Annotated in this window: 20 protein-coding genes; 10 read left to right on the forward strand and 10 right to left on the reverse strand. The window is 64.8% G+C overall.

The window, feature by feature from the left end:
• Positions 1-55 precede the first annotated feature (55 nt).
• The 6 genes from QNO08_RS01495 to QNO08_RS01520 all read right to left on the reverse strand — a co-directional run bounded on the left by QNO08_RS01495 (position 56) and on the right by QNO08_RS01520 (position 10,411).
• On the reverse strand, positions 56-961 hold the full coding sequence (locus QNO08_RS01495) for an RluA family pseudouridine synthase (RefSeq protein ID WP_229967905.1): 906 nt from the start codon (positions 959-961) through the stop codon (positions 56-58).
• A gap of 125 nt (positions 962-1,086) precedes the next feature.
• On the reverse strand, positions 1,087-1,617 hold the full coding sequence (locus QNO08_RS01500; protein ID WP_229967907.1) for a MarR family winged helix-turn-helix transcriptional regulator: 531 nt from the start codon (positions 1,615-1,617) through the stop codon (positions 1,087-1,089).
• Positions 1,618-1,791: 174 nt separating this feature from the next.
• Complete coding sequence (locus QNO08_RS01505) at positions 1,792-2,703, reverse strand: DNA-formamidopyrimidine glycosylase family protein (protein ID WP_229967908.1); 912 nt, start codon at positions 2,701-2,703, stop codon at positions 1,792-1,794.
• Positions 2,704-2,765: 62 nt separating this feature from the next.
• Positions 2,766-7,829 (reverse strand): Lhr family ATP-dependent helicase, encoded by a 5,064-nt coding sequence (locus tag QNO08_RS01510; RefSeq protein WP_229967910.1) that lies wholly within the window; start codon positions 7,827-7,829, stop codon positions 2,766-2,768.
• A gap of 107 nt (positions 7,830-7,936) precedes the next feature.
• The gene (locus tag QNO08_RS01515) at positions 7,937-9,604 is read right to left on the reverse strand and encodes an HNH endonuclease signature motif containing protein (RefSeq protein WP_229967912.1); all 1,668 of its coding nucleotides are present in this window, start codon (positions 9,602-9,604) and stop codon (positions 7,937-7,939) included.
• A gap of 390 nt (positions 9,605-9,994) precedes the next feature.
• Positions 9,995-10,411, reverse strand: a complete 417-nt coding sequence (locus QNO08_RS01520; protein WP_229968005.1) for a DUF4232 domain-containing protein — start codon at positions 10,409-10,411, stop codon at positions 9,995-9,997.
• Here QNO08_RS01520 and QNO08_RS01525 point away from each other — a divergent pair.
• Positions 10,389-10,754 (forward strand): hypothetical protein, encoded by a 366-nt coding sequence (locus tag QNO08_RS01525; protein WP_229968007.1) that lies wholly within the window; start codon positions 10,389-10,391, stop codon positions 10,752-10,754. The two genes, QNO08_RS01520 and QNO08_RS01525, sit on opposite strands and share 23 nt — an antisense overlap.
• A gap of 11 nt (positions 10,755-10,765) precedes the next feature.
• Here QNO08_RS01525 and QNO08_RS01530 read toward each other — a convergent pair whose 3' ends face one another.
• The gene (locus QNO08_RS01530) at positions 10,766-11,527 is read right to left on the reverse strand and encodes a YcnI family protein (protein ID WP_229967914.1); all 762 of its coding nucleotides are present in this window, start codon (positions 11,525-11,527) and stop codon (positions 10,766-10,768) included.
• A 135-nt stretch (positions 11,528-11,662) separates the two neighbouring features.
• On the reverse strand, positions 11,663-12,118 hold the full coding sequence (locus tag QNO08_RS01535) for a 23S rRNA (pseudouridine(1915)-N(3))-methyltransferase RlmH (protein ID WP_229967916.1): 456 nt from the start codon (positions 12,116-12,118) through the stop codon (positions 11,663-11,665).
• 61 nt (positions 12,119-12,179) lie between these two features.
• Here QNO08_RS01535 and QNO08_RS01540 point away from each other — a divergent pair, with 61 nt between their 5' ends.
• Both QNO08_RS01540 and QNO08_RS01545 read left to right on the forward strand, forming a co-directional pair.
• Complete coding sequence (locus QNO08_RS01540; protein WP_229967918.1) at positions 12,180-13,058, forward strand: patatin-like phospholipase family protein; 879 nt, start codon at positions 12,180-12,182, stop codon at positions 13,056-13,058.
• Positions 13,059-13,133: 75 nt separating this feature from the next.
• A complete protein-coding gene (locus tag QNO08_RS01545) occupies positions 13,134-13,568 on the forward strand; it encodes a DsrE family protein (protein ID WP_229967920.1) in 435 nt (144 codons plus the stop codon).
• 85 nt (positions 13,569-13,653) lie between these two features.
• Here QNO08_RS01545 and QNO08_RS01550 read toward each other — a convergent pair whose 3' ends face one another.
• Positions 13,654-13,929, reverse strand: coding sequence for a hypothetical protein (locus tag QNO08_RS01550; protein WP_229967922.1), 276 nt, complete (start codon positions 13,927-13,929; stop codon positions 13,654-13,656).
• 421 nt (positions 13,930-14,350) lie between these two features.
• Here QNO08_RS01550 and QNO08_RS01555 point away from each other — a divergent pair, with 421 nt between their 5' ends.
• Positions 14,351-14,779: a hypothetical protein gene (locus QNO08_RS01555; protein ID WP_229967924.1), complete on the forward strand. Its 429-nt coding sequence runs from the start codon at positions 14,351-14,353 to the stop codon at positions 14,777-14,779.
• Positions 14,780-14,828: 49 nt separating this feature from the next.
• Here the strand turns inward: QNO08_RS01555 and QNO08_RS01560 are convergent, their stop codons facing one another.
• Entirely contained in the window at positions 14,829-15,425 is a 597-nt protein-coding gene (locus tag QNO08_RS01560; protein WP_229967926.1) for a hypothetical protein, read from the reverse strand.
• 99 nt (positions 15,426-15,524) lie between these two features.
• On the opposite strand from QNO08_RS01560, the gene QNO08_RS01565 reads away from it, so the two are divergent.
• From QNO08_RS01565 to QNO08_RS01590, 6 genes are all read left to right on the forward strand, one after another.
• Positions 15,525-16,220, forward strand: coding sequence for a CDP-alcohol phosphatidyltransferase family protein (locus QNO08_RS01565; protein WP_229967928.1), 696 nt, complete (start codon positions 15,525-15,527; stop codon positions 16,218-16,220).
• Positions 16,217-16,957, forward strand: coding sequence for a lysophospholipid acyltransferase family protein (locus QNO08_RS01570; RefSeq protein ID WP_229967930.1), 741 nt, complete (start codon positions 16,217-16,219; stop codon positions 16,955-16,957). The genes QNO08_RS01565 and QNO08_RS01570 overlap by 4 nt, the downstream gene beginning before the upstream one ends.
• Positions 16,954-17,946 carry a phosphatidate cytidylyltransferase gene (locus QNO08_RS01575; RefSeq protein WP_229967932.1) on the forward strand — a complete coding sequence of 331 codons (993 nt, stop codon included), beginning with the start codon at positions 16,954-16,956 and terminating at the stop codon, positions 17,944-17,946. Before QNO08_RS01570 ends, QNO08_RS01575 begins: the two co-directional genes overlap by 4 nt.
• 786 nt (positions 17,947-18,732) lie before the next feature.
• The gene (locus QNO08_RS01580; protein ID WP_284155631.1) at positions 18,733-19,656 is read left to right on the forward strand and encodes a hypothetical protein; all 924 of its coding nucleotides are present in this window, start codon (positions 18,733-18,735) and stop codon (positions 19,654-19,656) included.
• A 49-nt stretch (positions 19,657-19,705) separates the two neighbouring features.
• Complete coding sequence (locus QNO08_RS01585; protein WP_229967936.1) at positions 19,706-20,527, forward strand: DUF1326 domain-containing protein; 822 nt, start codon at positions 19,706-19,708, stop codon at positions 20,525-20,527.
• Positions 20,524-21,393, forward strand: a complete 870-nt coding sequence (locus QNO08_RS01590; protein ID WP_284155632.1) for a DUF2182 domain-containing protein — start codon at positions 20,524-20,526, stop codon at positions 21,391-21,393. Before QNO08_RS01585 ends, QNO08_RS01590 begins: the two co-directional genes overlap by 4 nt.
• Positions 21,394-21,395 lie beyond the last annotated feature (2 nt).

A 21,395-nucleotide genomic window follows, 5' to 3' on the forward strand; every position in this document is an offset into this window, starting at 1 on the left:
AAAGGCTGCAGGTGCGGTCCCCGCGGCCGGTCGTTTTGGAGATGATCGGGGCCGCTTAGGCCCCCGGCGCGAAGGCCAAGGAAAGACCGCTCTGGTACTGCACCGGCCGCTTCGTCAACGGATCCACAAACTCCACCGAGCGGGCGAGCAGCTGCAGGGGCCGAGAGTAGTCATCCTGCGCCTGGGGCAGCAGCTCCGGGTAAAAGGAATCGTTCAGGATGCCGATTCCCAGCGAGGCCATGTGCACGCGAAGTTGGTGCGTTTTGCCGGTGTGGGGCTGCAATCGGTACCTGCCCACGCCGTCGTGCGCTTCCAGGAGCTCGACACGCGTTTCCGCATTCGGCTCGCCCTCCACCTCCTGCGCCAGCAAATAAGTGCGTGACTTGATCATGCGGCTGCGCACGATCCGCGGCAGCTCCAGATCGGTGCGCACCGGTGCTACTGCCTCATACTCCTTGGAGATGCGGCGTTTTTCGAACAGCGTCTGGTATTTTCCGCGGGTTTTCGGATTTGTCGAAAAGAGCAGTACGCCTGCAGTCATCCGGTCCAGCCGGTGCATGGGAATGAGGTCGGGAATGTCCAGCTGCACCCGAAGCCTGACCAATGCCGATTCAGCCACGTACATCCCGCCGGGCGTAGTCGGCAGGAAGTGCGGTTTGTCGACAACCAACAGGTCCTCGTCCTGGTGCAGGATGTTGATGTCCACCGGCAGCCGTTTTTCGGGCGGCAACTCCCGGTAGTACCAGATGAACGTGTGCTCGTTCAGGGGGGTGCGGTGGGTCAGGGGAATGCCGCCCAGGCCCACGACCTCGCCCCGGGTGAACCGGTCCACTATTCCGTCCGGATCCACGTGGCCGAAGCGGGAGAGCACGTAGTCCATCGCAGTTTCCCACGGGCCTTCAACCGGCAGCCGCAGACGGGTCGCGTTCACGCCGTTGCGCACGGGAAGGGGAGATGACATCACCCTTCAAGACTACCGAGTGCGGAAGGGGGCGGCCGACGACGGCACCGGGCGCAGGAGGCCAGCTCACCGTCCATCCGGGGCACCGGCCAGTTAGCGGGCCGGTGCGGGTCAGTCAGGAGGGTTCAGGAAAGCGGGGTGTGGGGTGCAGCGCAGATGACGGTTTTTTCGTCCAGGGCGTCGGTTATCCGCTGGAGGAACCCGGCAATGATCTCCGCTTCCTCCGGCGACAGGGAGGCGGCTACCGCCATCATGCGCTCGTGCATCGGACCAAGAAACTCCCGCATTTCCGTGTCCGACTTCTCAGTCGGGACGAGTTCCAGCGCCCGTCGATCGGTGGGGTGCAGCCGCCTCTCAATGTGCCCGCTGCTGACAAGGCGGTCGATCAGAGCAGTGGTGGACGCGGTGGAGATGGAGAGCAGACGGCTCAAGTCCGTTGGCCCAAGAGCGACTCCCTGCTGGTGGGCACGCATCAAATGCCGGAGCGCCTGCATGTCTTTCTCATTGATGCCCAGCTCTTCGCGTGTCCGCCGGCGCATTTCCTGTTCCGCAGAGCGGTAGTCCCGCAGCGTATTGAGCACGGCCCGGGCGGGCTCCTGTTCCGGCCGGGTCGGATACCAGAAGCCTGTCACTCCGGAAGGGGAGGAAGGGTCCATACGGCTCATAGTACGGTGTGCCGGCTCAGAGTACGGTTTGCGGGGAATCGGCCGCGGACCGGCCGCGGATCGGCCGCGGATCGGCCGCGGACCGGCCGGTGACCGGCGGGGGCTAGGCGGGGGGGGGTAGGCGGGCCGTCGGCCACGGACCGGTGGGGGACCGGCGAGTTACAGTTAGGCGGGCCGAGTACCGGAGACGGGTTGGCAATGCGGACAGTAATACAGATCCCGCAACTCCAAGGCATTGTCTCCGACCAGTTCGTGGGCAACCTTCGTTCCGCACCGCAGGCAGCCGCGGGTCTCGCGGTTGTAGACCCACAGCGGATCTCGTCCCATGTTGCCGGTTGTGATTCTGCGGCTGCGGGCCTTGTTGGCTTCGAGCAGCCGCTTGGACAGATCAATGATGCGCTGCAGATTGGGGACCTCCCCCACAGGTGTCAGCGGATGGACTCCGGCCAGAAAACAGATTTCACACCGGTAGACGTTGCCGATCCCGGCCAGATTGCGCTGGTCCAGCAGCGCCAGGCCGATGGGCCGTTCGGGAACCGATTGGATTCGCCGCAGGGCTTCGGACGCATCCCAGTCCGGACCGAGCAGATCCGGCCCGAGGTACCCGACGGCGTCGTCCTCTTCGCTGCGGGGAAGGACCCGCAGGAAACCGAGGTCAAAGCCGACAATCTGCTTAGTCGACGTCTCCAAAATGCAGCGGGCCTTGAACGCCGGCCGCCGCCACCGCTCGCCGCGGTTGTAGACGTGCCACAACCCTTCCATCTTGAGGTGGGAATGCAGGATCCAACCGGTGTCCGCAGCATTCATAGCTGCAGAACCCGCAGTTGCCCGCCCCGTAGCTGCCCGCCCTGCAGGTACCCGCGCCGCTGCAGCGTCCACAGCTGAACCGGGCACACCTGAACCGTCCAAGCGGATCAGCAGGTGTTTGCCGCGGGAAACGACATCGGCAACTGTGTGGCCGGAGAAATCGGTGGTCGCGAATTTGGGAACGCGGATGTCGCACCGGGTGAGGGTCTGCCCTGCCAGGACGGTATTGAGCTCACGGGCAGCCCGCCAGACGGTATCTCCTTCAGGCACTGTCTCCTCCCTGGCCGGGCCCGGCCGCGCCGGTTAGTGGTCGCGGTGAATCCGACGGTGAATCAGACACGGTAGCGCAGCCCCTTCGGCGTCGTGTAAAAACCGGCGTGCGTGAGGGCACGGGCAGCGTCCGTGTCCAGGATGTCCACCCCGTTGACTTTCTCTATAGCCATCTTTTCCGCGGCACCCCTGCGGATAATACCCACCAAAGCCTCGGCGGAGAGCTCAAGGGCAGCAGGATCCTCGGTGAAGGAGAGCAGGGTTTTCCCTCCGCGTTCGGCATAGATGGTCAAATCTCCGTCCACCAGCACTACCAGGGCACCGGCTTTCCGGCCGGGCCGGTGTCCGCCGTCGAGCGCGGGCCAGGGCAGCGCTGCGCCGTACGGATTCGCCGGATCCGTGGCAGCCAGCGCCACAGCCGTCGGTTCCGGCTTCCTCAGCTGTGCGTCCTCGGAAAAGGACCGCAGCCGGTCGACAGTGGCTGGAACGGCAAACTGCGCGGCTCCAAGTTGTTCGATGAAGTATCCGCGCCGGCAGCGGCCCATCTCCTCAAGTCGTGCCAGCACCTTGTACAGCAGGCCGAAGCCGCCGGGTGTTCCCTCGCTGGCGACAGAACCGCGGGTGAGGATGCCATAGCGGTCCATCAGCAGCTCGGCTGTTGCATGCGCGTGGATGGTGGTGTCAGATTCGACCGGAGGCAGCATGCTCCAGCGCCCGGCGACCAGCTGCGGTGCGTTCCGCAGGGCAGCGGGCTGGCTGCCGGCGGCCAGGCGCATCGACCCTCCGGTGAGGGACGCGCCGGGAGCGCGGCCGATCCTGCCCAGCCGCGCGGTGCGGGCCCGCGGAGTGGCGGCCCGCTGTTTGTGCGCCGTCTTGCCGCCGGAGAGCAGGGAGCGGACCGGAGTGAAGGTGTCATTGGTGATCCGCCCGGACCAGACCAAATCCCACAGGGCACCGATGACATTGGCATCGGAGGACTGCGAACCCTGAGCCGCCAGGGCATCCACCAATTGGCGGAAGAAATAGGCTCCGCCTCCGGACAGGAGGTTCAGCAGCTGCAGCTGCAGGTCAGAGGGGTCAAAATCATCTGCGGGATTCAGGGTCAGGGGTGCGTTTTCGGCAAGGTGCAGAGCAATCCAGCCGTCGTTGCCGGGCAGTGCGCCGGTTCCGGACCAGAGGACTTCTCCGGTGGCAGTGAGTTCGTCCAGCATTGACGGAGTGTAGTTCCGGACCCGGGAGCCCAGAATGAGCGGTTCCCATGCCGATGCCGGGATGGGCACTCCGGAGAGCTGGTCGATCACGGTGGCAACGCCGTCGAGCCCGCGCAGGGAAGAGCCGATGTTTTGCCACACCGGCAGGAATCTGGCGTACGTCGCCGGATCCACCGGCTCCACTTCCGACCGCAGCGCGGCCAGCGACCGGCGGCGCAGGCGGCGCAGCACGTCGGCGTCGCACCATTCGGTTCCGGCGGGGATGCCGGGCACGGTGAGCACCGCACCCGGCGTGCTGTCGACTCCCGCTGCGGCGTCCAGAATGGAGGTTTCCGCCGGCCGGAACTCGCCTTCCACCACCCGGCCTTCGCCGGCGAGCCGCTGAAGCGTTCCGGTGACGACGGCGACGCCCAGCCCCAGCCTCGCGGCGGCTTCCGCGGCGGTGAACGGCCCGTGCGTGCGGGCGTACCGGCCGACGAGGTCGCCCAGGGGATCGGCGACGGGCTCAATGAAGGCCAGCGGAACACCCATGGGCAGCGGAACGCCCAGGGCATCGCGCAGTCGGGCCGCATCCTCGATCGCCGCATAGCGGGACAGTCCGGCGACGCCCACCTTGAGGGCACGGTTCGAACGGACCAGCTCCTCAAGGAGCTCGGACGCATACTCCGGATTGGCAGAGTGGGCGGGTTCCGTGTGCTCAGCTGGCGTGTTGTGGTCCTGCGGGACGGCCTGCTTTGCTGACGCCCCGTGTCCCGGCCCTGTCGTGAGCGCCGCTGACGTGGCGCCGTCGTCGTTCTGTGCGGCGGGATCATGCTGTGCGGGACTGCTGTCGGCTGCCGGTGGCTGCAGCCGGGCTGCCGTTTCGGATACCGTGAGCGGTCCCAGCAGCCGGAGCAGATCAGCGACTCCTTCAATTCCCCGGACACGGCGGTCTGCTGCCAGGCGCTGCAGCTCACGCTCAACCTGCGCGATGATGCGCGCATCGAGGAGCTCGCGCAGTTCTGCCCGGCCGAGCAGTTCGTTGAGCAGCGTCGGATCCAGCGACAGGGCCGCAGCGCGGCGTTCCGCCAGCGGCGAGTCTCCCTCGTACAGGAACGCGCCGATGTAGCCGAAGAGCAGCGACCGGGCAAAGGGCGACGGCGAGGGGGTGGTGGTTTCCACCAAGCGGATTTCGCGCCGCTCGATTCCGGCGGCGATGTCCTTCAAAGCGGGCAGGTCATAGACGTCCTGCAGGCATTCACGCACCGTTTCGAGCACGATGGGAAAGGTCGGGTACTTCTTCGCGACGTCCAGCAGCTGTGCCGACCGCTGCCGCTGCTGCCACAGCGGACTGCGCTTCCCGGGATTCTGCCGCGGCAGCAGCAGTGCCCGTGCGGCGCATTCACGGAACCGTGAAGCGAACAGGGCCGATCCGCCGACCTCTGCCGTGACTATCGATTCGAGTTCGTCCGCCTCGAAGAGGAACAGTTCCGCCCCCGGAGGTTCGTCCTCCATGAGCGGCACCCGCAGCACGATGCCGTCGTCGGACGCCATCGCCGAGCCGTCCAGCCCGTACCGCTGATGCAGTCTTGCCCCCACAGCCAGAGCCCAAGGGGCATGGACCGGCATTCCGTACGGGCTGTGCAGGACAACCCGCCAGTCTCCGAGTTCGTCGTGGAAACGCTCCACCACCAGCGTCCGGTCATTCGGCACCACGTCGGTGGCCTGCTGCTGATCACGCAGGTAGGTGATGAGGTTTCCGGCCGCCCACTCATCGAGCCCGACGGCGGCGAGGCGCTCCCGGGCTTTCGCATCGTCGCTGCCGGACATCTCCCGGACGAAGGCGCCGAGGGCCCGGCCCAACTCGACCGGCCGGCCCAGGGAATCTCCGCGCCAGAAGGGCAGCTTTCCGGGCTGCCCGAAGGCGGGGGAGACCAGCACCCGATCATGGGTGATGTCCTCGATCCGCCAGCTCGTGGCGCCCAGGGCGAAAATGTCGCCGACCCGGGATTCGTAGACCATTTCCTCGTCGAGCTCTCCGACGCGCCGGCTGTTTTTGCCCTCGGAGTCACCGACCAGATAAACGCCGAACAGGCCGCGGTCCGGGATGGTTCCGCCGGAGGTCACCGCCAGCCGCTGCGCTCCGGGGCGTCCGGTGATGGTGCCTTCGGTGCGGTCCCAGACAATGCGCGGTCGCAGTTCCGCGAACTCGTCGGAGGGATACCGTCCGGCCAGCAGATCCAGGGTGGCATCGAAGGCCGAGCGCGGCAGCCCGGCGAAGGGTGCGGACCGGCGGACGACGTCGAACCATTCCTCCACATCGATCGACCCGAGAGCAGCTGCCGCCACGGTCTGCTGGGCGAGGATGTCCAGGGGATTGGAGGGGATCGACAGAGGCTCGATCTGTCCGGCAAGCATGCGTTCGGCAACAACAGCGGAATTGAGCAGGTCTCCGCGGTGCTTCGGAAACATGACGCCTTGGGATGTTTCTCCCACCTGGTGTCCTGCGCGGCCGACACGCTGCAGCCCGCTGGCCACCGAAGGTGGGGATTCGACCTGGATCACCAGGTCCACGGCACCCATGTCGATGCCCAGTTCCAGTGAGCTGGTCGCCACCACGCAGCGCAGTCGTCCGGATTTGAGGTCGTCTTCGATCAGGGCGCGCTGGTCTTTCGAAACCGAGCCGTGATGGGCGCGGGCCAGCAGGAGGTTATTCTCATCCGTCTCTGTCTGGGGTTCCGGGTCGCGGTAGCGGATGGACACTCCGGCCTGCGCCATCAGCTGTGCGGGGGGACGAGTCGCGGATGGTGCCGCGCTCCGGGTGCCGTCATTCCGGTTGGTCCCGGTCATGCCGTCGGTCCCGGTGGCAGCGGCCGCCGCTTCCGACAGTGCCGCCGCCTCCTTCCGGAACGCGTGAATTTCGTTCAGTCTTGCGGTCAACCGCTCGGCCAGCCGCCGGGAATTGGCGAACACGATGGTGGAGCGGTTGGCCTCGACGAGGTCCACGATCTTTTCCTCGACATGGGGCCAGATGCTGGCCTGCGGCGCGTATCCTCCCTCAACGGTGTCTTCGGCTGCAGGCGCCCCGCCCAGGTCCGACATGTCTTCCACCGGAACAGTCACGGTCAGGTTCCACGATTTCGTGGAGGACGGTGCGACGATGTGGACCGGTGCATTTCCGCCCAGGAAGCGGGCGACGGTTTCGTGGGGTTCCACCGTCGCGGACAGTCCGATGCGCTGGACCGGTTTGTCCAGCATTGCGTCCAGCCGGGCGAGAGTTACCGCCAGATGTGCGCCCCGCTTGGTTCCGGCGACGGCATGCACCTCGTCGACGATGACGGTCTCCACTTCCGCCAGCGTTTCCCGTGCCCGTGATGTCAGCATAAGGAACAGGGATTCCGGAGTGGTGATGAGGATGTCCGGCGGGCGGGTCAGCAGGGTCCTGCGTTCGTTCTGGGGGGTGTCTCCGGAACGGACTCCCACGGTGATGCCCGGTGTGGGCAGGCCCAGACGTTTGGCGGTTTGGGTGATGCCGATCAGGGGAGAGCGCAGGTTCCGTTCCACGTCGACGCCAAGCGCCTTCAACGGCGAGATGTACAGAACCTTGGTCTTGCGCTTGGGCTCAGCAGTTCTTTTGCGTCCGGGTACTTTCGCGGACTTTCCGTCTGGAGCTGGAGCCGTTGTTGTAGCGGTAACTGCTGTCGCATCAGCCGCGGCGGCGGTTCCGGCGGCTGATGCAATGAAACTGTCCAGGGCCCAGAGAAATGCCGCCAGCGTCTTTCCCGAACCTGTCGGTGCAACGACCAGCGCATTCGACCCCTCGGAGATGGCCTCCCACGCTCCGGTTTGCGCAGGTGTGGGCGCATCAAAAGCACCCTCGAACCACTCCCTGGTGGCGGGGGTGAACTTCTGCAGCACCGAAGCTCCCGATGTCATGAGAACCATTGTTCCGCACGGCCCTGACACTTTTGACCCATGGGCGCGAGGTTTGGCTGGAGGCCGAATCCCGGAGGGCTGATCCCCGCAGTTACCTGATCCCGCAGTTAGAGGGCCGGCCCTCGAGATATCCGGGCCGTGTCCATCCGCCGTTGCATGGAGCCCGAGCCGGAGCCTGGGTCAGCACGGAAAAAGGTGTTCCGCAGGGGAATCCGATCCGGGTCCACGTACGACGGCGGGACGAACCATGGCACGCCCGACTTCACCTCGATGCGCCAGTTCTCCTTATGCACCTCGTGGTGGTGATGTGAGCACAGCAGTACCCCGTTGTCTGCTGATGTCGGTCCGCCGACATTCCAGTAACGAATATGGTGTGCTTCTGTCCATGGTCCGGGAATTGTGCAGCCCGGAAAAGCACAGCCCCCGTCTCTGGCGTGGAGGGCTTTTCGCAGGTGCGGCGGGAAGAGCCGCTGTGCCCGGCCAATGTCCAGAATTCTGCCTTCACCGGACAGGACGACGGGCAACAGGTCAGCATCACAAGCGAGTTTTCGGACGGCAGCTGCCGGAACAGGTCCGGAGAACGCAAAGTTTCCCGGCCGCACTGAATGACTGGCGGGCTCCGGGCCGTCCATGGGTTTGAGTACCGATCCGAAATCGAATTTCTGCAACAGAGATGCCGAATCGATCGTGACCAGCACCTGCGGCCGGGTTCCTCCGGAGGCGGGGACGCCGCCGGTCGAGAGGGCAGCTTTCGCTGCGTCCACGAGCCCTCCGAGCAGGCGCTGCGGCCGGGTACTACGGTTCAAGCGGGAAGCAGTGGCCGGGTCAGGTGGTGTTCCATCCCCGCGTTCGGCAGACCCGGCGATTGCTGGGTCCGGTGCAGAGCCATCCGCTGCCCGCGGCCCTGCAGCGGCATTCATCACGGTCAGCAGCGTTTCGTGCTGGTCATCGGTGCAGTAGATATTCAGATGGTTGAGTCCGTTCTTCTTCCGTCCGGAAAATACCCCTTGGAAGCGGCGCAATTCCTCGTCCGTGGGTTCGGCGCCGTCCTGGTCAACCAGCAGCACCCATCGGCGGGCCGCCCGGACAAGGAAGTCTCCGTCTTGGCGGGCAGCCAGGGCAGAGAGGTCCGCCTCAATGGCTGAGGCGACAGAGGCCTCCGTGCGATGCCGGATCTCATCAACGGCATTCGCGACAACCATGGCGCCGGCTGAGGAGATAACGCCGCAGGCCGTGGCTTCCGCGAGCGCCGGCAGAGCGGCTGGAACAGGTTGCCCGCTGGCGCTGACCGACGGCAAGAGACTGGCAGCCAGCCTCAGGCGCCTTTGGGCTTCGGCGCGGTTGATGCGGAGGCGGCACCGCATGTAGTCGGCAGTACTGCGGAACTCCCTGCGGACTTTTCCGGCCGCCTGCTCCGTACCGGATTCCGCGCAGAAGTCCGCCGGCTGTGCCCAGGTGTTGTTCCATGCGGGCTGGCCAGGGGCGGGTGCGGGCATAACCGGGCTGTTGGCACCGAAGGCTTCGGTAACCCGGTGTGTCTCCAAGGCTTGGGCGCAAACAATCTGCAGATAGTCCACCGTGCGCGACATCGCTTCAACATCTGCAGCCAGGGCGGCTGCTTGTCCGGTGCTTATCAGCGCGGTCGCCCGTAGGGCATGGCGGCGAAGATCATCGAGGTGCTCGCTGGCTTTCGCTACGGAAGCAAGGAAGCCACCGACACTGGTGAAGTTACTGGCTGCAGATGTGCCGGCGGAGGCGGCATCGACTGCTCCCAAGGCTCGGTCTGTCTCGGCAACGCCGGCTGCCTGCGTAACGTCTCCGAAGGCAGTGTTAAGGGGAACCGCACCGGCTGATCTCGGTTCGGCGGATGCTTTCATCCCGGCAACTGTCTCCATGAACCAATTATTTCGGAATCGATGGGTTCAGTCTGGAAGACCTTTTCATTTGTGGAGAAGTATCTTCGCGAAGGCAGCTGTGGAGGAATGGACGGAGTCATCAGCGGGCAGAGGAGCCATTCCGGCCACTGCCCAACCAGCCCGCGCCCGAACCCAGTGGGCCTGACGCCAATCCGATCAAAAAACCCAGCGGGCCTGACGCCTTCGGCGCAGAACCAACGCCAGCCGGCGCCCGGCCCAACCTCTGCCAGCGCAAGCCCGCGCCTGAACTTACCGCTTCTGCAGAGGACCGACGCTCAGCAGCTCAACATTGGGGTTTTCGCAGGCGACAACCTCGTGCTGGATGCTCACCGATTCAAGATCCTCCGGCGGATATACGAGCAGCTGTGTTGCCGGATGCGCCACACAATCTGCGCCGTAGTTTTCCGCGCGGGTCTCGCGCAGTTCCGCAACAGCTGACTGGCCCGGCTCCAGGACCTGCGCACCTCCGACAACAGCTCCGCCGGCAGATCCGTCTGCCCGGACAGCTGCTGCTCCGATTTGCTCACCCGCTGCATCGAGGTAGGAAACACCCGGATAACCGGGCGCGGCAGTGCACGCTGCCTCAGACATGTTGGTCAGCACCAGCGTGCGGTAAACACTGCCGGCAGCTCCACCCCCAATAGTGTCTTCGATTGACCCCGCCAGATCAGCGGCGGCACACGAGCCGGGACCGGCAGGGGATTCCGGAACCGCAGCAGCCGACGACGCCGTCGGCGCCGCAGTGCCGGGGGCGGAGCTTTCCGGGGCGCTCGGGGCGGTGGAGGCGCTGGCGGGGGCGCTCGGCGAGGTGCTGGCGGGCGCGGACGACGACGGCGACACAGACGCCGCGCTCTCCTCCCCGCCGGAGCCACAGCCGGTGAGGGCCAAGATGGCACCAAGGGCCAACGCTGATACTGACGAGGACTTCCACGGCTGCATGTTCATAGCCTCACCCTCGCGGCAACGGTGGGCAGAAGCAATTTCGCCCCGCCAGCGGCACGCCAAATGACGCCGCAAACGTTACGCTTTCCGCGTGCGGAACAGCGCCACCGCCCCCAGGATCAGTCCGAGAACTCCGGCACCCAGACCTGCGAAGCCGGCGATTGCCGCAGTTTCCACATCGTCCTCATCCACGGCATCGTCCCGGTCGTCGACGTCAGAGGTGCTGTCCTCGCCGCCCTGGGAACCGCCCGAGGAGCCTTCAGCGCCAGAATCCCCGGATTCGCCATGCGCCCCGGATCCGCCGGATTCCCCGGAGACGGTGAGCATCGGAGCCGGCGACTCGAGGTCGGCGTCGGACTGGCCCTCTGCCGGAAGCTGGGCCCAATCCGTTTCACCCTCCGCGCAGGACTGGAGCACGGGGAAGGCCAGTGTTTCTCCCGCAGCATCCGGAAGCTTGACGGTCAGCTGGAAGGTGTCCCGGACTCCGTCGGGCAGGGGTTCAACCGCGGTGAAGACCACTTGGCTCGTCCGTGAAGCGATGCTCGTGCCGTTGTCCAGCACCCGCGGTTCGGCGAAGTCCTCGGTGACCTTGCTGATCTTCCACCCGGGATGGGCGGTGGGGGTTGCATCGGTGATCTGATCCGGGAGGGTGACGGTGATCGCCGTCGTCGGCGAACCCTTGCAGCCGTGGGAGGTCTCAAAGGTGAGCAGCGCAGACTCGCCGGCCTCCGTGGAATCCGGATGAACGTGGACGTGGGCGGATGCCGTACCAATGCCGGCAGCCATAAGGGCGGCGGTGGCCCCGGCAGCAGTCAGGGAACGGACGAAGCGCTGACGCATGGTGTTGGACCTTTCGGGCGCAAAAGCGCGGAAACAGTGCGGGGGCCAGGCCCGCAGCCAAGGGTTTGGGGGGTCAAAAGGGTAAAGACAGCGCTTCCACTGTACCGGGGAAGGGCGCTTCTCCCGTGCCGGCTGCTACTCGTGGTGGTAGGGGCGTCCGCCGGCGATTTCCTGCGCCCGGTAGATCTGTTCGGCAAGAATCAGACGCACCAGCTGATGCGGGAAAACCAAAGGGGACAGCGACCAGATGAAATCGGCGCGGGCATGCACGCTCTCATCCACGCCGTAGGCGCCGCCAATGATCAGCGTGACATTGCGGGAGTTGTCCAGGGGTTTCTGCAGCGTTTTCGCCAAGGCCGGAGAGGTAATTGCCTTGCCCCGTTCATCAAGCAGAATGACGTAGTCGCTGCCGAGCTTCGCCAGCAAACGTTCGGATTCCTCCTTGCGGGCGGCGTCTCCCTCGCGGGCAGAATGAGGAATCGAGACCCAGGTCAGGTCGAAGGGTTTTTTCAGCCTCTTCTCATAGCGGCGGATACCGTCAACGACCCAGTCTTCGTGCTTCCGGCCAACCATCAATACGCGCAATGCCATGCCTCCATTGAATACCCCCGCCCCGGAACCCGGAAAACCGGCTCAGGTTTAGACTGCCGGCATGACAAAGACGAATGAGACGCGTGCAGTGGTTCTTGGCGGCGGGGGAGTGGCGGGCATCGCCTGGGAGATGGGGGTCCTCACTGCCCTGCTCGAGCACGGCATCGACCTGAACGACGCCGATCTGGTGATCGGCACTTCCGCTGGATCCGTCGTCGGGACTGTGCTGCGGTTCGGCGTCGTGCGGCACATGCTGGAAGCCCAGCTGCGGAAGGATGATCCGGCGGAAACCGATATGGAGCAGGGGGAGCTTTCCCATTTCAGCACTGAGCAGTTTCTGAACATGATGGCCGACGCCGCCCGCGGACCCGGAGGGGAACAGGAGGCGAGAGCGAGGCTGGGCAAGGAAGCACGTACCGCAGGCAAGGGGCTTTCCGAGGAAGCCTGGGTGCGCACCATTCGGTCGCTGCTTCCGTCTCAGGACTGGCCTTCCAAGGCGCTGAAGGTGACGGCAGTCAACGCCGACGACGGCGCGTTCACGATTTTCGACGCCTCGTCCCGTGCCGAACTGGCCCTGGCCGTGGCGGCCAGCTGCAGTGTTCCGGGCGCATGGCCGCCGGTCACCATCGCCGGCGCCCCTTATATGGATGGCGGCATGCGCTCCGCCACCAACGCGGACCTGGCCGCCGACTGCGGCAAGGTTCTGGTTCTTTCCTGCGCTCCGGAGGCTCCGGAGAGTCCGTTCGGGCCCACGCTGCCCCAGGTGCTGGCAAGCCTGGAGGGCCGCACAGACACGTTCCTGATCGAGGCCGACGACGCCAGCCTGGCGGCCTTCGGAACCAACATGCTGCTCCGGTCCACACGACGTCCCGCGGCTCTGGCCGGACAGGAACAGGGGAGGAGCCTGGCTGACGCGGTTAAGCGTTTCTGGGGTTCCTAGGGACTTCGCCGACGACGGCGGCGGCCGGCCGCGTCCGCCCTGTCACCTGCCGGCGGGCAGGGGGAAACTGGACGGATGGAACCAAAAGATGCGCACAGTCAGAACTCCCGGCCGGAGGCTCCCCTGCCCAACCAGGGGGCGCTGAACCAGGGGCCGCCGAACCCGGGACTGCCGGGCCTGGTAATCCACGGCTCCGGTCCGGACAGCGGAACCTGGCTGGCCGGGCTGCTGCGCAGCGCAGTTCGTGCCCGCAGTGCCCTGGGGTCCGAACGGCCCCTCGAAGTGGTGGTTCAAGGATTCGGAGTTCGGCTGCTGCGGCTGGGGATCGGAGACCCGAGTGTTCTGGATGCTGCCCTGTCGGGCGACATTCACGTCCTCGCCTGTGAAAACAGCATGAGCCGTGCCGACGTCCACAAAGATGAACTGCACCGCGGCGTGGAAACAGTGGATGCCGCCGTCGCACATCTGGCCCGCAGACAGTGGGAAGGCTGGGCCTACGTCCGGCTGTGACTTGGCTGCGACCCGGTTGCGAGCCGGCGGTTGCGACCCGGCTGCGACCCGGTTGCGAGCCGCGCGCTGCCGAATTGAAACCGGATTAGACCCGCTGCGGCGGGAGCTTGGTCTTGGGCCGCCCCTCAGCTTTTCCGCCTTCGACCCCGCCCACAATTCCGGTGTCCCCGATGTATCTCCGTCCGGATACCTCGTTCCATCGCCAGGCCGATATTTCCTTCCGAACCAGCCAGCGGTTCTCATCCACCGCTTCAAGAACGACCAGAGTTCCGCCCTGGGTCACCTGATAGCAGTACCTCAGCTCTTCGTTGTCGTCGAGCTCTTCAGCGGGTCCATCGGCTCTGAGTATGCGCACAGACATTGCGGCCTCCGTCGCTTGCGCCGGCAATCCGTGGTTGCCGGTCTGCGGCCCAGAATAAGCCCCGGAGCCGATACTGGGAACAGGATTCTAGGCGCAATCCGGTCCGGTGCTCCGCGGATCGGTGTGGGCCGGCATCGCGGCGCAGCGGGGCTGGGCGGGGGCGGAACTCCACCCTGCCGTTCCTGCGCCGGAATTGCCGGAGATAATGTCATCTATTGCGCCAACACAAAGCCCAAGCTTCCCGAGTCCAGCATTTACCCGAGTCCAGCATGCAGCCACGATAGGCAGACCAACACCAATGTCTCCAGCGCTCCTCCTGCGAATTATTCTGACGACAGTCACGACGCTTGCCATTGCAGCGGTTGCCCGGTGGGCACGGAAGCACCCCAACCGGTCCAGGGAGCACCCGGAACGGGTCCGGATGCCCAAGGTGGTGGCATTTGTCGGGTGGCTCTTTGTCTGCGTGGGTCTCCTCATGGGTCTGGTGGGCTTCGCCTCGCCCGAGGGCCCCCTGGGGGCTGGGATTGCTTCGGTGGCAATAATTGCCGGCGGAATGGCCTTCGTGGCGATGTACCGCAACTTTTACGTGGTCACCTACGCCTATGAAGTGGTTTTTCGCAGCGTGCTCGGCAAGGAACGCAAAATCCCCTACAGCGAAATCCAGCACTATCATTTGCAGACGCTGAAAGGGCAGCGGTTCTTGACGGTTAAATCCATTCACGGCGTCAAGCTCAGCCTGAATATCGATGCTTATGACATGAAGCCATTACTGCGGGCCATCGATTATCACCAAGCCACAGGCTGCTGGCCGGTCCGCGTCGAAGCCGCGACGCCGGACTTCGGTTACTGACGTTCAGTGCAAGGAATGACTGCACCACCCGGGGTCGGGGGTTCAGCGGCTAAGGATGTGACCCGCGACGGGACGCCAGTGGAATGAATACCGCGTAGAACGCACCCCAGCAGATCCAGAACACGGTCGAGATGCGCCGTTCAGAGACGCCAGGGAACCTGCGGCGAACCATAGCGGCAATCCCGGATACTGCCACCGTCACCACCATGAACCGGATCATCCGGCCGGGCACACTCCAGGCGAGGAACGCCACGAGCGAGGTCCGCTGCAGCCCGGCAGCCCGCGCGTAGAGCTTGTACGGAACTCCGCGGGTGGGGCCCCGCAGCAAAGAAGCGGCCCCGGACTCGGCGATCTCCTGCTCCACCTCGCTGATCATGGCATCCGTGACCGCCGGAACTTTCACCAACGCCTTACGCGAGGTATTTGCGGCTACCTTGAGGCCCCACCAGTACGTCGCTGCCCCTCCGGCCAGTGCGCCGCCGAGGGCTGAGACCGTGGTGCCGAGCGCGCGTTTCGGTCGGCGCAGCCCCACCCAGGATGTCCACACATCGGGGACCACAAAGAAGAACGTCGCTTCTGCGAAGCCCCAGGCGCCGGCGATTCCGTGGTCCCGCAGGGCGTTCCTGAAGGGTGATTTGCGCCTCATGCTTACACTGTAATTGATCGCGGGTTACTGCCATTTCCGCCGCTCGGCTCGCACTAGCGTATGAGTTGCACCAAAGGGCCAAATGAACGGACATTCCATATGAGCCACGGAACGGACAGGCGGGAAATTCCGCAGCGCGGCAGCCGGTGGGCGGCAAAATCTGCAGATATGCTTGCGGCGGCGAAACTCACCCCCAATCAGATCTCGGTCGGTTCAGTGGTGTTCGCCGCAGTGGGCGCCGCTGCGCTGATCTGGTCGGCGCATACCGACGACGCCATAATTCGTGCTGTCCTTCTGGCCGCGGCTGCTGCCTGTATACCGCTGCGTTTGTTGTTGAACATGCTCGACGGAATGCTGGCCGTAGAAAAGGGTATGAGCTCACCGGTGGGTGATATCTACAATGAATTGCCTGATCGGATCTCCGATGTTCTGTTCCTGGGGGCAGCAGGCATCGCCACCGCCGGGCTGGTGACCGCCGACCGAGTCGATTTCGGGATGACGCTGGGATTCCTTGCGGCGATACTCGCCGTCCTCACTGCCTACATCCGCTGCCTCGGAGCAGCCCTCGGCACGGGATACTTCTTTGACGGGCCCTTGGCCAAACCGCACCGCATGTGGTTGCTGATGATCGGCGTCCTGGTGGCCATCGCCGAACCATGGCTTCCCTGGTCGGAAGGGTGGGCGCTGTTCGGCACGCTGGCGCTCATCGCGTTGGGCTCCCTGCTCACCTGTACTCGCCGATTGCGCCGTGTCAGCGCTGCGCTGCATGCCCGCAGCAAGGACTTGCCATCATGAACGTCGGCAGGGCGTCCCGGCGCAGCCTCGCGAAACTTATCAGCGCCTTCGCCGGTGTGCGCGTGGTGACTGCAGCCGGAGAATCTGAACTGGATTTACCCGAGCAGGCCATCTATTACGCGAACCATTCGAGCCATCTGGACTTCCTCACCATTTGGGCCGCACTGCCGGCAGAGCTTCAGCAACGCGCCCGCCCGGTGGCTGCCAAGGACTACTGGGGCTCCGGGGTGCGTAAGGCTTTTGCCGAAAAGATCTTCAACGCCTATTTGGTCGAACGCCACGGCTCCAGCAGCCGCCGGCAGCGCACGTCGGACTCGGGGGTCAGCCCCAAGGGCCAGGTGGAGGGCATGGCCGAGGTGCTGGCCGCCGGTGATTCGCTGATTATCTTCCCTGAAGGCACCCGCGGCGACGGCGAAACGATCGCCCAGTTTCACGGCGGACTGTACAAACTGGCGCGTCTCCACCCTGAGGTACCCGTAGTCCCCGTGACGCTCGCCAACCTCGGACGGATCCTCCCCAAAGGTGAGGTGATCCCGGTGCCTCACCTCTCGACTGTCATCTTCTGCGAGCCCCTCCATCTGGATCCCGATGAGGACAGGCAGACCTTCCTGGCCCGCGCCCGGCAGGTTCTCGTGGAAGGCCTGACTGAGCATCCAGACCCGCAATCTGCAGATATCCCCGGACAGGACGACGGCGTCCCGGCCCCTCGTTGCCAGGACCGGCAGGACAACCTGTGAGCGACTGGGAACTGGGTTTGTTGGACGCGTCGTCCCTGAAACTCCTCGGCGGCGTCGTCGTTGTTCTAGCCTTAGCCACCGTGATCGCGTGGCTTCTGGGCCGCCGATTGGGCCCCACGAGCACCATTGTGAACCTGAAGCAGCGCATCAACGCCTGGTGGTTGATGGTCGCACTGATAGGTGCTGTCCTGGCAGCCGGCGAGACGGTGACAATTTTGCTGTTTCTGCTGCTGTCACTTCTGGCACTGCGCGAGTTCATCACCATCTCGCCGACCGGGCGCGGAGATCACAAAGTGCTCGTGTGGCTGGTGTTCATCATCCCCGCGGCGCACTACTGGTTCTTGTGGGAGCACTGGTACGGCATGTTCAGCGTGTTCATCCCGGTGTACGCCTTCCTCTTCCTGCCGGCGCGCAACGCACTCGCCGGGCAGACCACCGGGTTCCTGCAGCGAACCGCGGCCATTCAGTGGGCGCTGATGGTATGCGTCTACGCCATCAGTTACGCCCCGGCGCTCCTGCAACTTCCGTTAGCCATGGAGGCAGGCCGGGATGCGGCCGAAGGCTCGGCGCCTGGGACCGGTGGGGCAACCGGCGCGCATCTGCTGCTGTTCCTGCTGATCGTGGTGCAGGGCTCCGATGTGCTGCAGTATGTGTGGGGCAAGACGCTCGGGAAGCACCCGATCGCGCCGAGCGTGAGTCCCAACAAGACGTGGGAAGGGTTCATCGGGGGAGTGCTTTCGGCCACCGCCCTGGGGGCTGCCCTGTGGTGGGTCACGCCGTTCACCCCGTTGATGGCCGCGCTCCTGGCCTTCATCTCCTGTGTGATGGGTTTCGCCGGAGGGCTGGTGATGTCTGCCATTAAGCGCGACCGCGGCATCAAGGACTTCGGCTCCACCATCCCCGGTCACGGCGGCATCATGGACCGCCTGGACTCGCTCTGCTTTGCGGCACCGGTCTTCTTTCACGCCGTGCGATTCTTCTACACCTGACGGTGGGCGGCCCGGGGCGTTCGGTGCGCCCGCACCCGGCCTCGTCGGGCCGGATCGAAGCGCAGTAGCCCGAGGCCCTTGTCCATCATCCCTGAGCAACAGGCGCTCGCTGCGCCGAAACCCAGTGACCCTGCCAGCCGCTGGCGAAGAGGCCTAATCGAGAATCTTGGCTACTGCCCGGAATGCTTCGGGGTCCGCTAAGCCGAGGGGTTGGGCGGCAAACTTCCCCACCTCGGCGAACCTCTTCAACCGACTGTCTTCCAGGCGGGCTCCGTTCACTCCTGAAACCAAGCGGCTTCAACCACGCCTACACCCTTAAATGCGACGAGCCTTGAAACCGCTTCCTTGTGATGCTATTTTTGGCACCTGCTAGTAATCGAAGCTTTCTCCAGCAGCGCGATTACTGTCCAGTGTTTATGTCACTGTGACTGCGTTACAGCAGGTCACGGGCCGTACTCACTCTATGTTTATTTGCATATACCTCTTGTAGATTCTTGTGCGATCGTGGGGTGTGCGGTGCCGGGGAATGTGCAGCGTTTAAGTGATGTAGGACCTATTGATCCCCGGACGGGCTATCCACTGTGGTACGAAGACGTTACGGGTACGCGTCTGGATCTGGCCTGGCAGCGCGATGACCCGAGAACCCCGATCATCGCTGACCTGAATGAAAGCGGAACTCTGCGAGGCATCGCTAACTTCCCAGGCGAATCCTTCTACATGACGGCGGAGGCGGAGCTACCTCTGGGCGGAGGAGGGCAGGACGGGGAAGTGAGGGTGGTCCTCGCCTTGGAGGCTACTTTTGCTACGGAAGACGTGGTGGACGGCGAGCAGATCGTCTTCGGACGCATCCGGTTCCGGGTCCGCGACGGACGCCCGGAGACGACGTACACGCTCACGCACCCGTACGGCACGGTTCAGGTCACCACCGATGAGCGGGGTCGAGTGACTGCGACGGAGGACATCGGCCTGGCACCGTTGGATTTTACCGGGGCTCTGGGCGGGCAGATCGCCCCCTTCCTGCAGTGGATGCCCGATCCCGCTCTGCCCGAGGGCTACATCGGTGACGGCGCCACAGAGCACACGATCACGGGCAGCCCGTTCAACACTAACTTCGTCCTGGTGGAAGGCCCCGGGGCGGGGACAGCTGGGGCTGATCCAGATCCGAATGATCCTGGGAACCCGGACAAGGTCTATACGGACCAATTCGTGCTGCAGGGCCGGATCGCCACGATCCATGGGGTGGAGATCACCCGCGCGGTCTACCGCCGAGCGGCGGATGGGGTGGTGATGGTGGAGGTGTTCGCCCGATCCGTTCCCGGACAGCAGCTCGGAGTATCACTTGGAGGTGGTCCGGAGACGCCCCTGCAGGGTGGGAATACCCCCAACTACCTCTCCCGCATATCTGCGGGCAGCACGGTTCCGACGCAGGTCACCGTGACCAACCGGACTGATCCTGTTGCTCTGCCGGTAACCGTGGGGGTCACCGATGCGGTGGCGATCACGCAGGCCGACTATGACAGCACCAACCAGACGCTCACCGTGAGTGCAATCTCCAGTGATCAGAGCGGCGCCCCGGCACTAACTGTCACAGGGCGTGGCGGGCTGTCCGGCCCGGTCGGAGTCTTTGCTCTCGATGCACCGCCGTCCACGGTCACGGTCGTCTCCGCCGCTGGCGGCACCAGCACAGCGATTGTCCGGATCGTGGCCTGACCGGATCCTGCCGGGCGCTGTCTCAACATCCAAGAATCAGAGGACCGTCATGGAATACACACTGACAGGTAACTTTCTTGAGGCCTGCGACTGCACTGTCATCTGCCCCTGCTGGGTGGACGACGACCCTGTGGAGGGACACTGCACCGGGTTCGTCTTGTGGGAGTTTACCGGGGACGGCACCGAGTCGGAGATCGATGGCCTCGTCGTCACTGGGTGCAAGGTCGTCAGTGTCGCGATCCACGCGGGCAACCGTCGCGGCAGTTCAGCACCGGCCACTTCGATGATCTACATCGACGTTTCGAAGTGCAAGAACACGGAAACCACGGATGAGGAGCTTTTTAAGGCCTTGCGGGGCACCTTCGCCGAACACCCCACCAAGAAGGGAGGGGGCATAGGCCCGCTGGCTGAGCTGGCCGAGATGAGCGGAACGGTGGTCGGGGCCGAGCGGGCCAGTATCTCCTTCAAGTTCGATAAGGACGGCCGCGCGGACAAGGACGAACACCGCTGGACGGCTACAGTCACCCGTACCCGAATAAACCCGCAGGAACCGCAAGCGGAACCCCTTCAAGACCTGTTGATTCACGCGACAGGGCAGCCGGAGCGGTTTGACGCGGCCGAGAACGCTAAGAGTCAGCCGCTGGAGCTGTCCAACACCGCGCTCACCTACGAGCTACAGGCCCAGAACCCGGTGACTGCCCAGGCGGGGGATGAGCTAATCATCAACGTCGGTGCCCTGCCCGGAGGCAACATCAACGTCAAGGGCCGCTCGGGCATGCGCGGCACCTTTCACTACCGCCACCCCGCAGCCCAGCAAGCTCCCGCGGGCGTGCGCACCGGCATGCCTGGTGAAGAAGCACCAGCATCATGACCCCTACCTCCCCGGCGGCGCCCCACCAGTCCGGGGCGAGCCGCCCCCTCGACATGAACCTCCTTGTTTTGAGCACGATCGTGATGGCGGCGATGGCCTGGGGGGTCCTGCTGTTGACCCACGGGCCCGGGGGCCACGGGCCGGAAGGCCACACGGTGACCTCTGAAGTGCTCGCCCCTGGGCTAGCCGCGGAAACACACGCTCAGCATGGTGGTACGGCCGCGTTCGTGATTCCTCCTGCTCTGGTGGGTGGTGCAGTAGCCCTGGGCGGCTGGGGATTCATGGTGGTTGCCATGATGCTTCCGCCAGCACTCCCGCTGCTGCAGACGGTGCGACGACTGGTCTCGCACCGTCCGGATCCGTGGCGTCTGACCATCTGGAGCGCCATGACCTTTATCGGGGCGTGGATGGTCATCGGGGCGGTTCTCGTCGCAGGCGATTTGGGTGTCCGGGCGTTGGCTTCCAGCGGATGGCTGGCGATCGATCCCCGTTGGGTAACAGGGGCCGTGCTGATCGGGGCCGGTGGCTATCAGTTCACCCCGCTGAAAGATTTGTGCCTGCGCGGCTGCCGGAGCCCGCGCAGCTTCGTGCTGGCGCACTGGCAGGGTCGGCGCTCTTCCAGCGCGGAGATTTTCGCCCTGTCCGGTGCATACGCGCTGTCATGCATCGGGTGCTGTTGGGCGCTGATGCTCATCTGCTTCACCGTCGGCACCGCAGCACTGCCTGCGATGGTCGCGTTGAGCGTAGTCATGGCCGCAGAACGCCTCGTCTCGTGGGGTCGGCGCTTGGTATGGCCTACCGGTTTCGCCCTCATCGCTCTGGGAGCCGCTACGGCGCTGCTTCCCGCCTTTCATGGTCCCATTTGATG

The organism is Arthrobacter sp. zg-Y820 (assembly GCF_030142155.1).
Taxonomy (GTDB): domain Bacteria; phylum Actinomycetota; class Actinomycetes; order Actinomycetales; family Micrococcaceae; genus Arthrobacter_B.

Coding starts and splice junctions, on each gene's coding strand:
- QNO08_RS01495 (WP_229967905.1), bottom strand. CDS start 961: ATGTCATCTCCCCTTCCCGTGCGCAACGGCGTGAACGCGACCCGTCTG.
- QNO08_RS01500 (WP_229967907.1), bottom strand. CDS start 1,617: ATGGACCCTTCCTCCCCTTCCGGAGTGACAGGCTTCTGGTATCCGACC.
- QNO08_RS01510 (WP_229967910.1), bottom strand. CDS start 7,829: ATGACATCGGGAGCTTCGGTGCTGCAGAAGTTCACCCCCGCCACCAGG.
- QNO08_RS01530 (WP_229967914.1), bottom strand. CDS start 11,527: ATGCGTCAGCGCTTCGTCCGTTCCCTGACTGCTGCCGGGGCCACCGCC.
- QNO08_RS01535 (WP_229967916.1), bottom strand. CDS start 12,118: ATGGCATTGCGCGTATTGATGGTTGGCCGGAAGCACGAAGACTGGGTC.
- QNO08_RS01540 (WP_229967918.1), top strand. CDS start 12,180: ATGACAAAGACGAATGAGACGCGTGCAGTGGTTCTTGGCGGCGGGGGA.
- QNO08_RS01545 (WP_229967920.1), top strand. CDS start 13,134: ATGGAACCAAAAGATGCGCACAGTCAGAACTCCCGGCCGGAGGCTCCC.
- QNO08_RS01550 (WP_229967922.1), bottom strand. CDS start 13,929: ATGTCTGTGCGCATACTCAGAGCCGATGGACCCGCTGAAGAGCTCGAC.
- QNO08_RS01555 (WP_229967924.1), top strand. CDS start 14,351: ATGCCCAAGGTGGTGGCATTTGTCGGGTGGCTCTTTGTCTGCGTGGGT.
- QNO08_RS01560 (WP_229967926.1), bottom strand. CDS start 15,425: ATGAGGCGCAAATCACCCTTCAGGAACGCCCTGCGGGACCACGGAATC.
- QNO08_RS01565 (WP_229967928.1), top strand. CDS start 15,525: ATGAGCCACGGAACGGACAGGCGGGAAATTCCGCAGCGCGGCAGCCGG.
- QNO08_RS01570 (WP_229967930.1), top strand. CDS start 16,217: ATGAACGTCGGCAGGGCGTCCCGGCGCAGCCTCGCGAAACTTATCAGC.
- QNO08_RS01585 (WP_229967936.1), top strand. CDS start 19,706: ATGGAATACACACTGACAGGTAACTTTCTTGAGGCCTGCGACTGCACT.
- QNO08_RS01590 (WP_284155632.1), top strand. CDS start 20,524: ATGACCCCTACCTCCCCGGCGGCGCCCCACCAGTCCGGGGCGAGCCGC.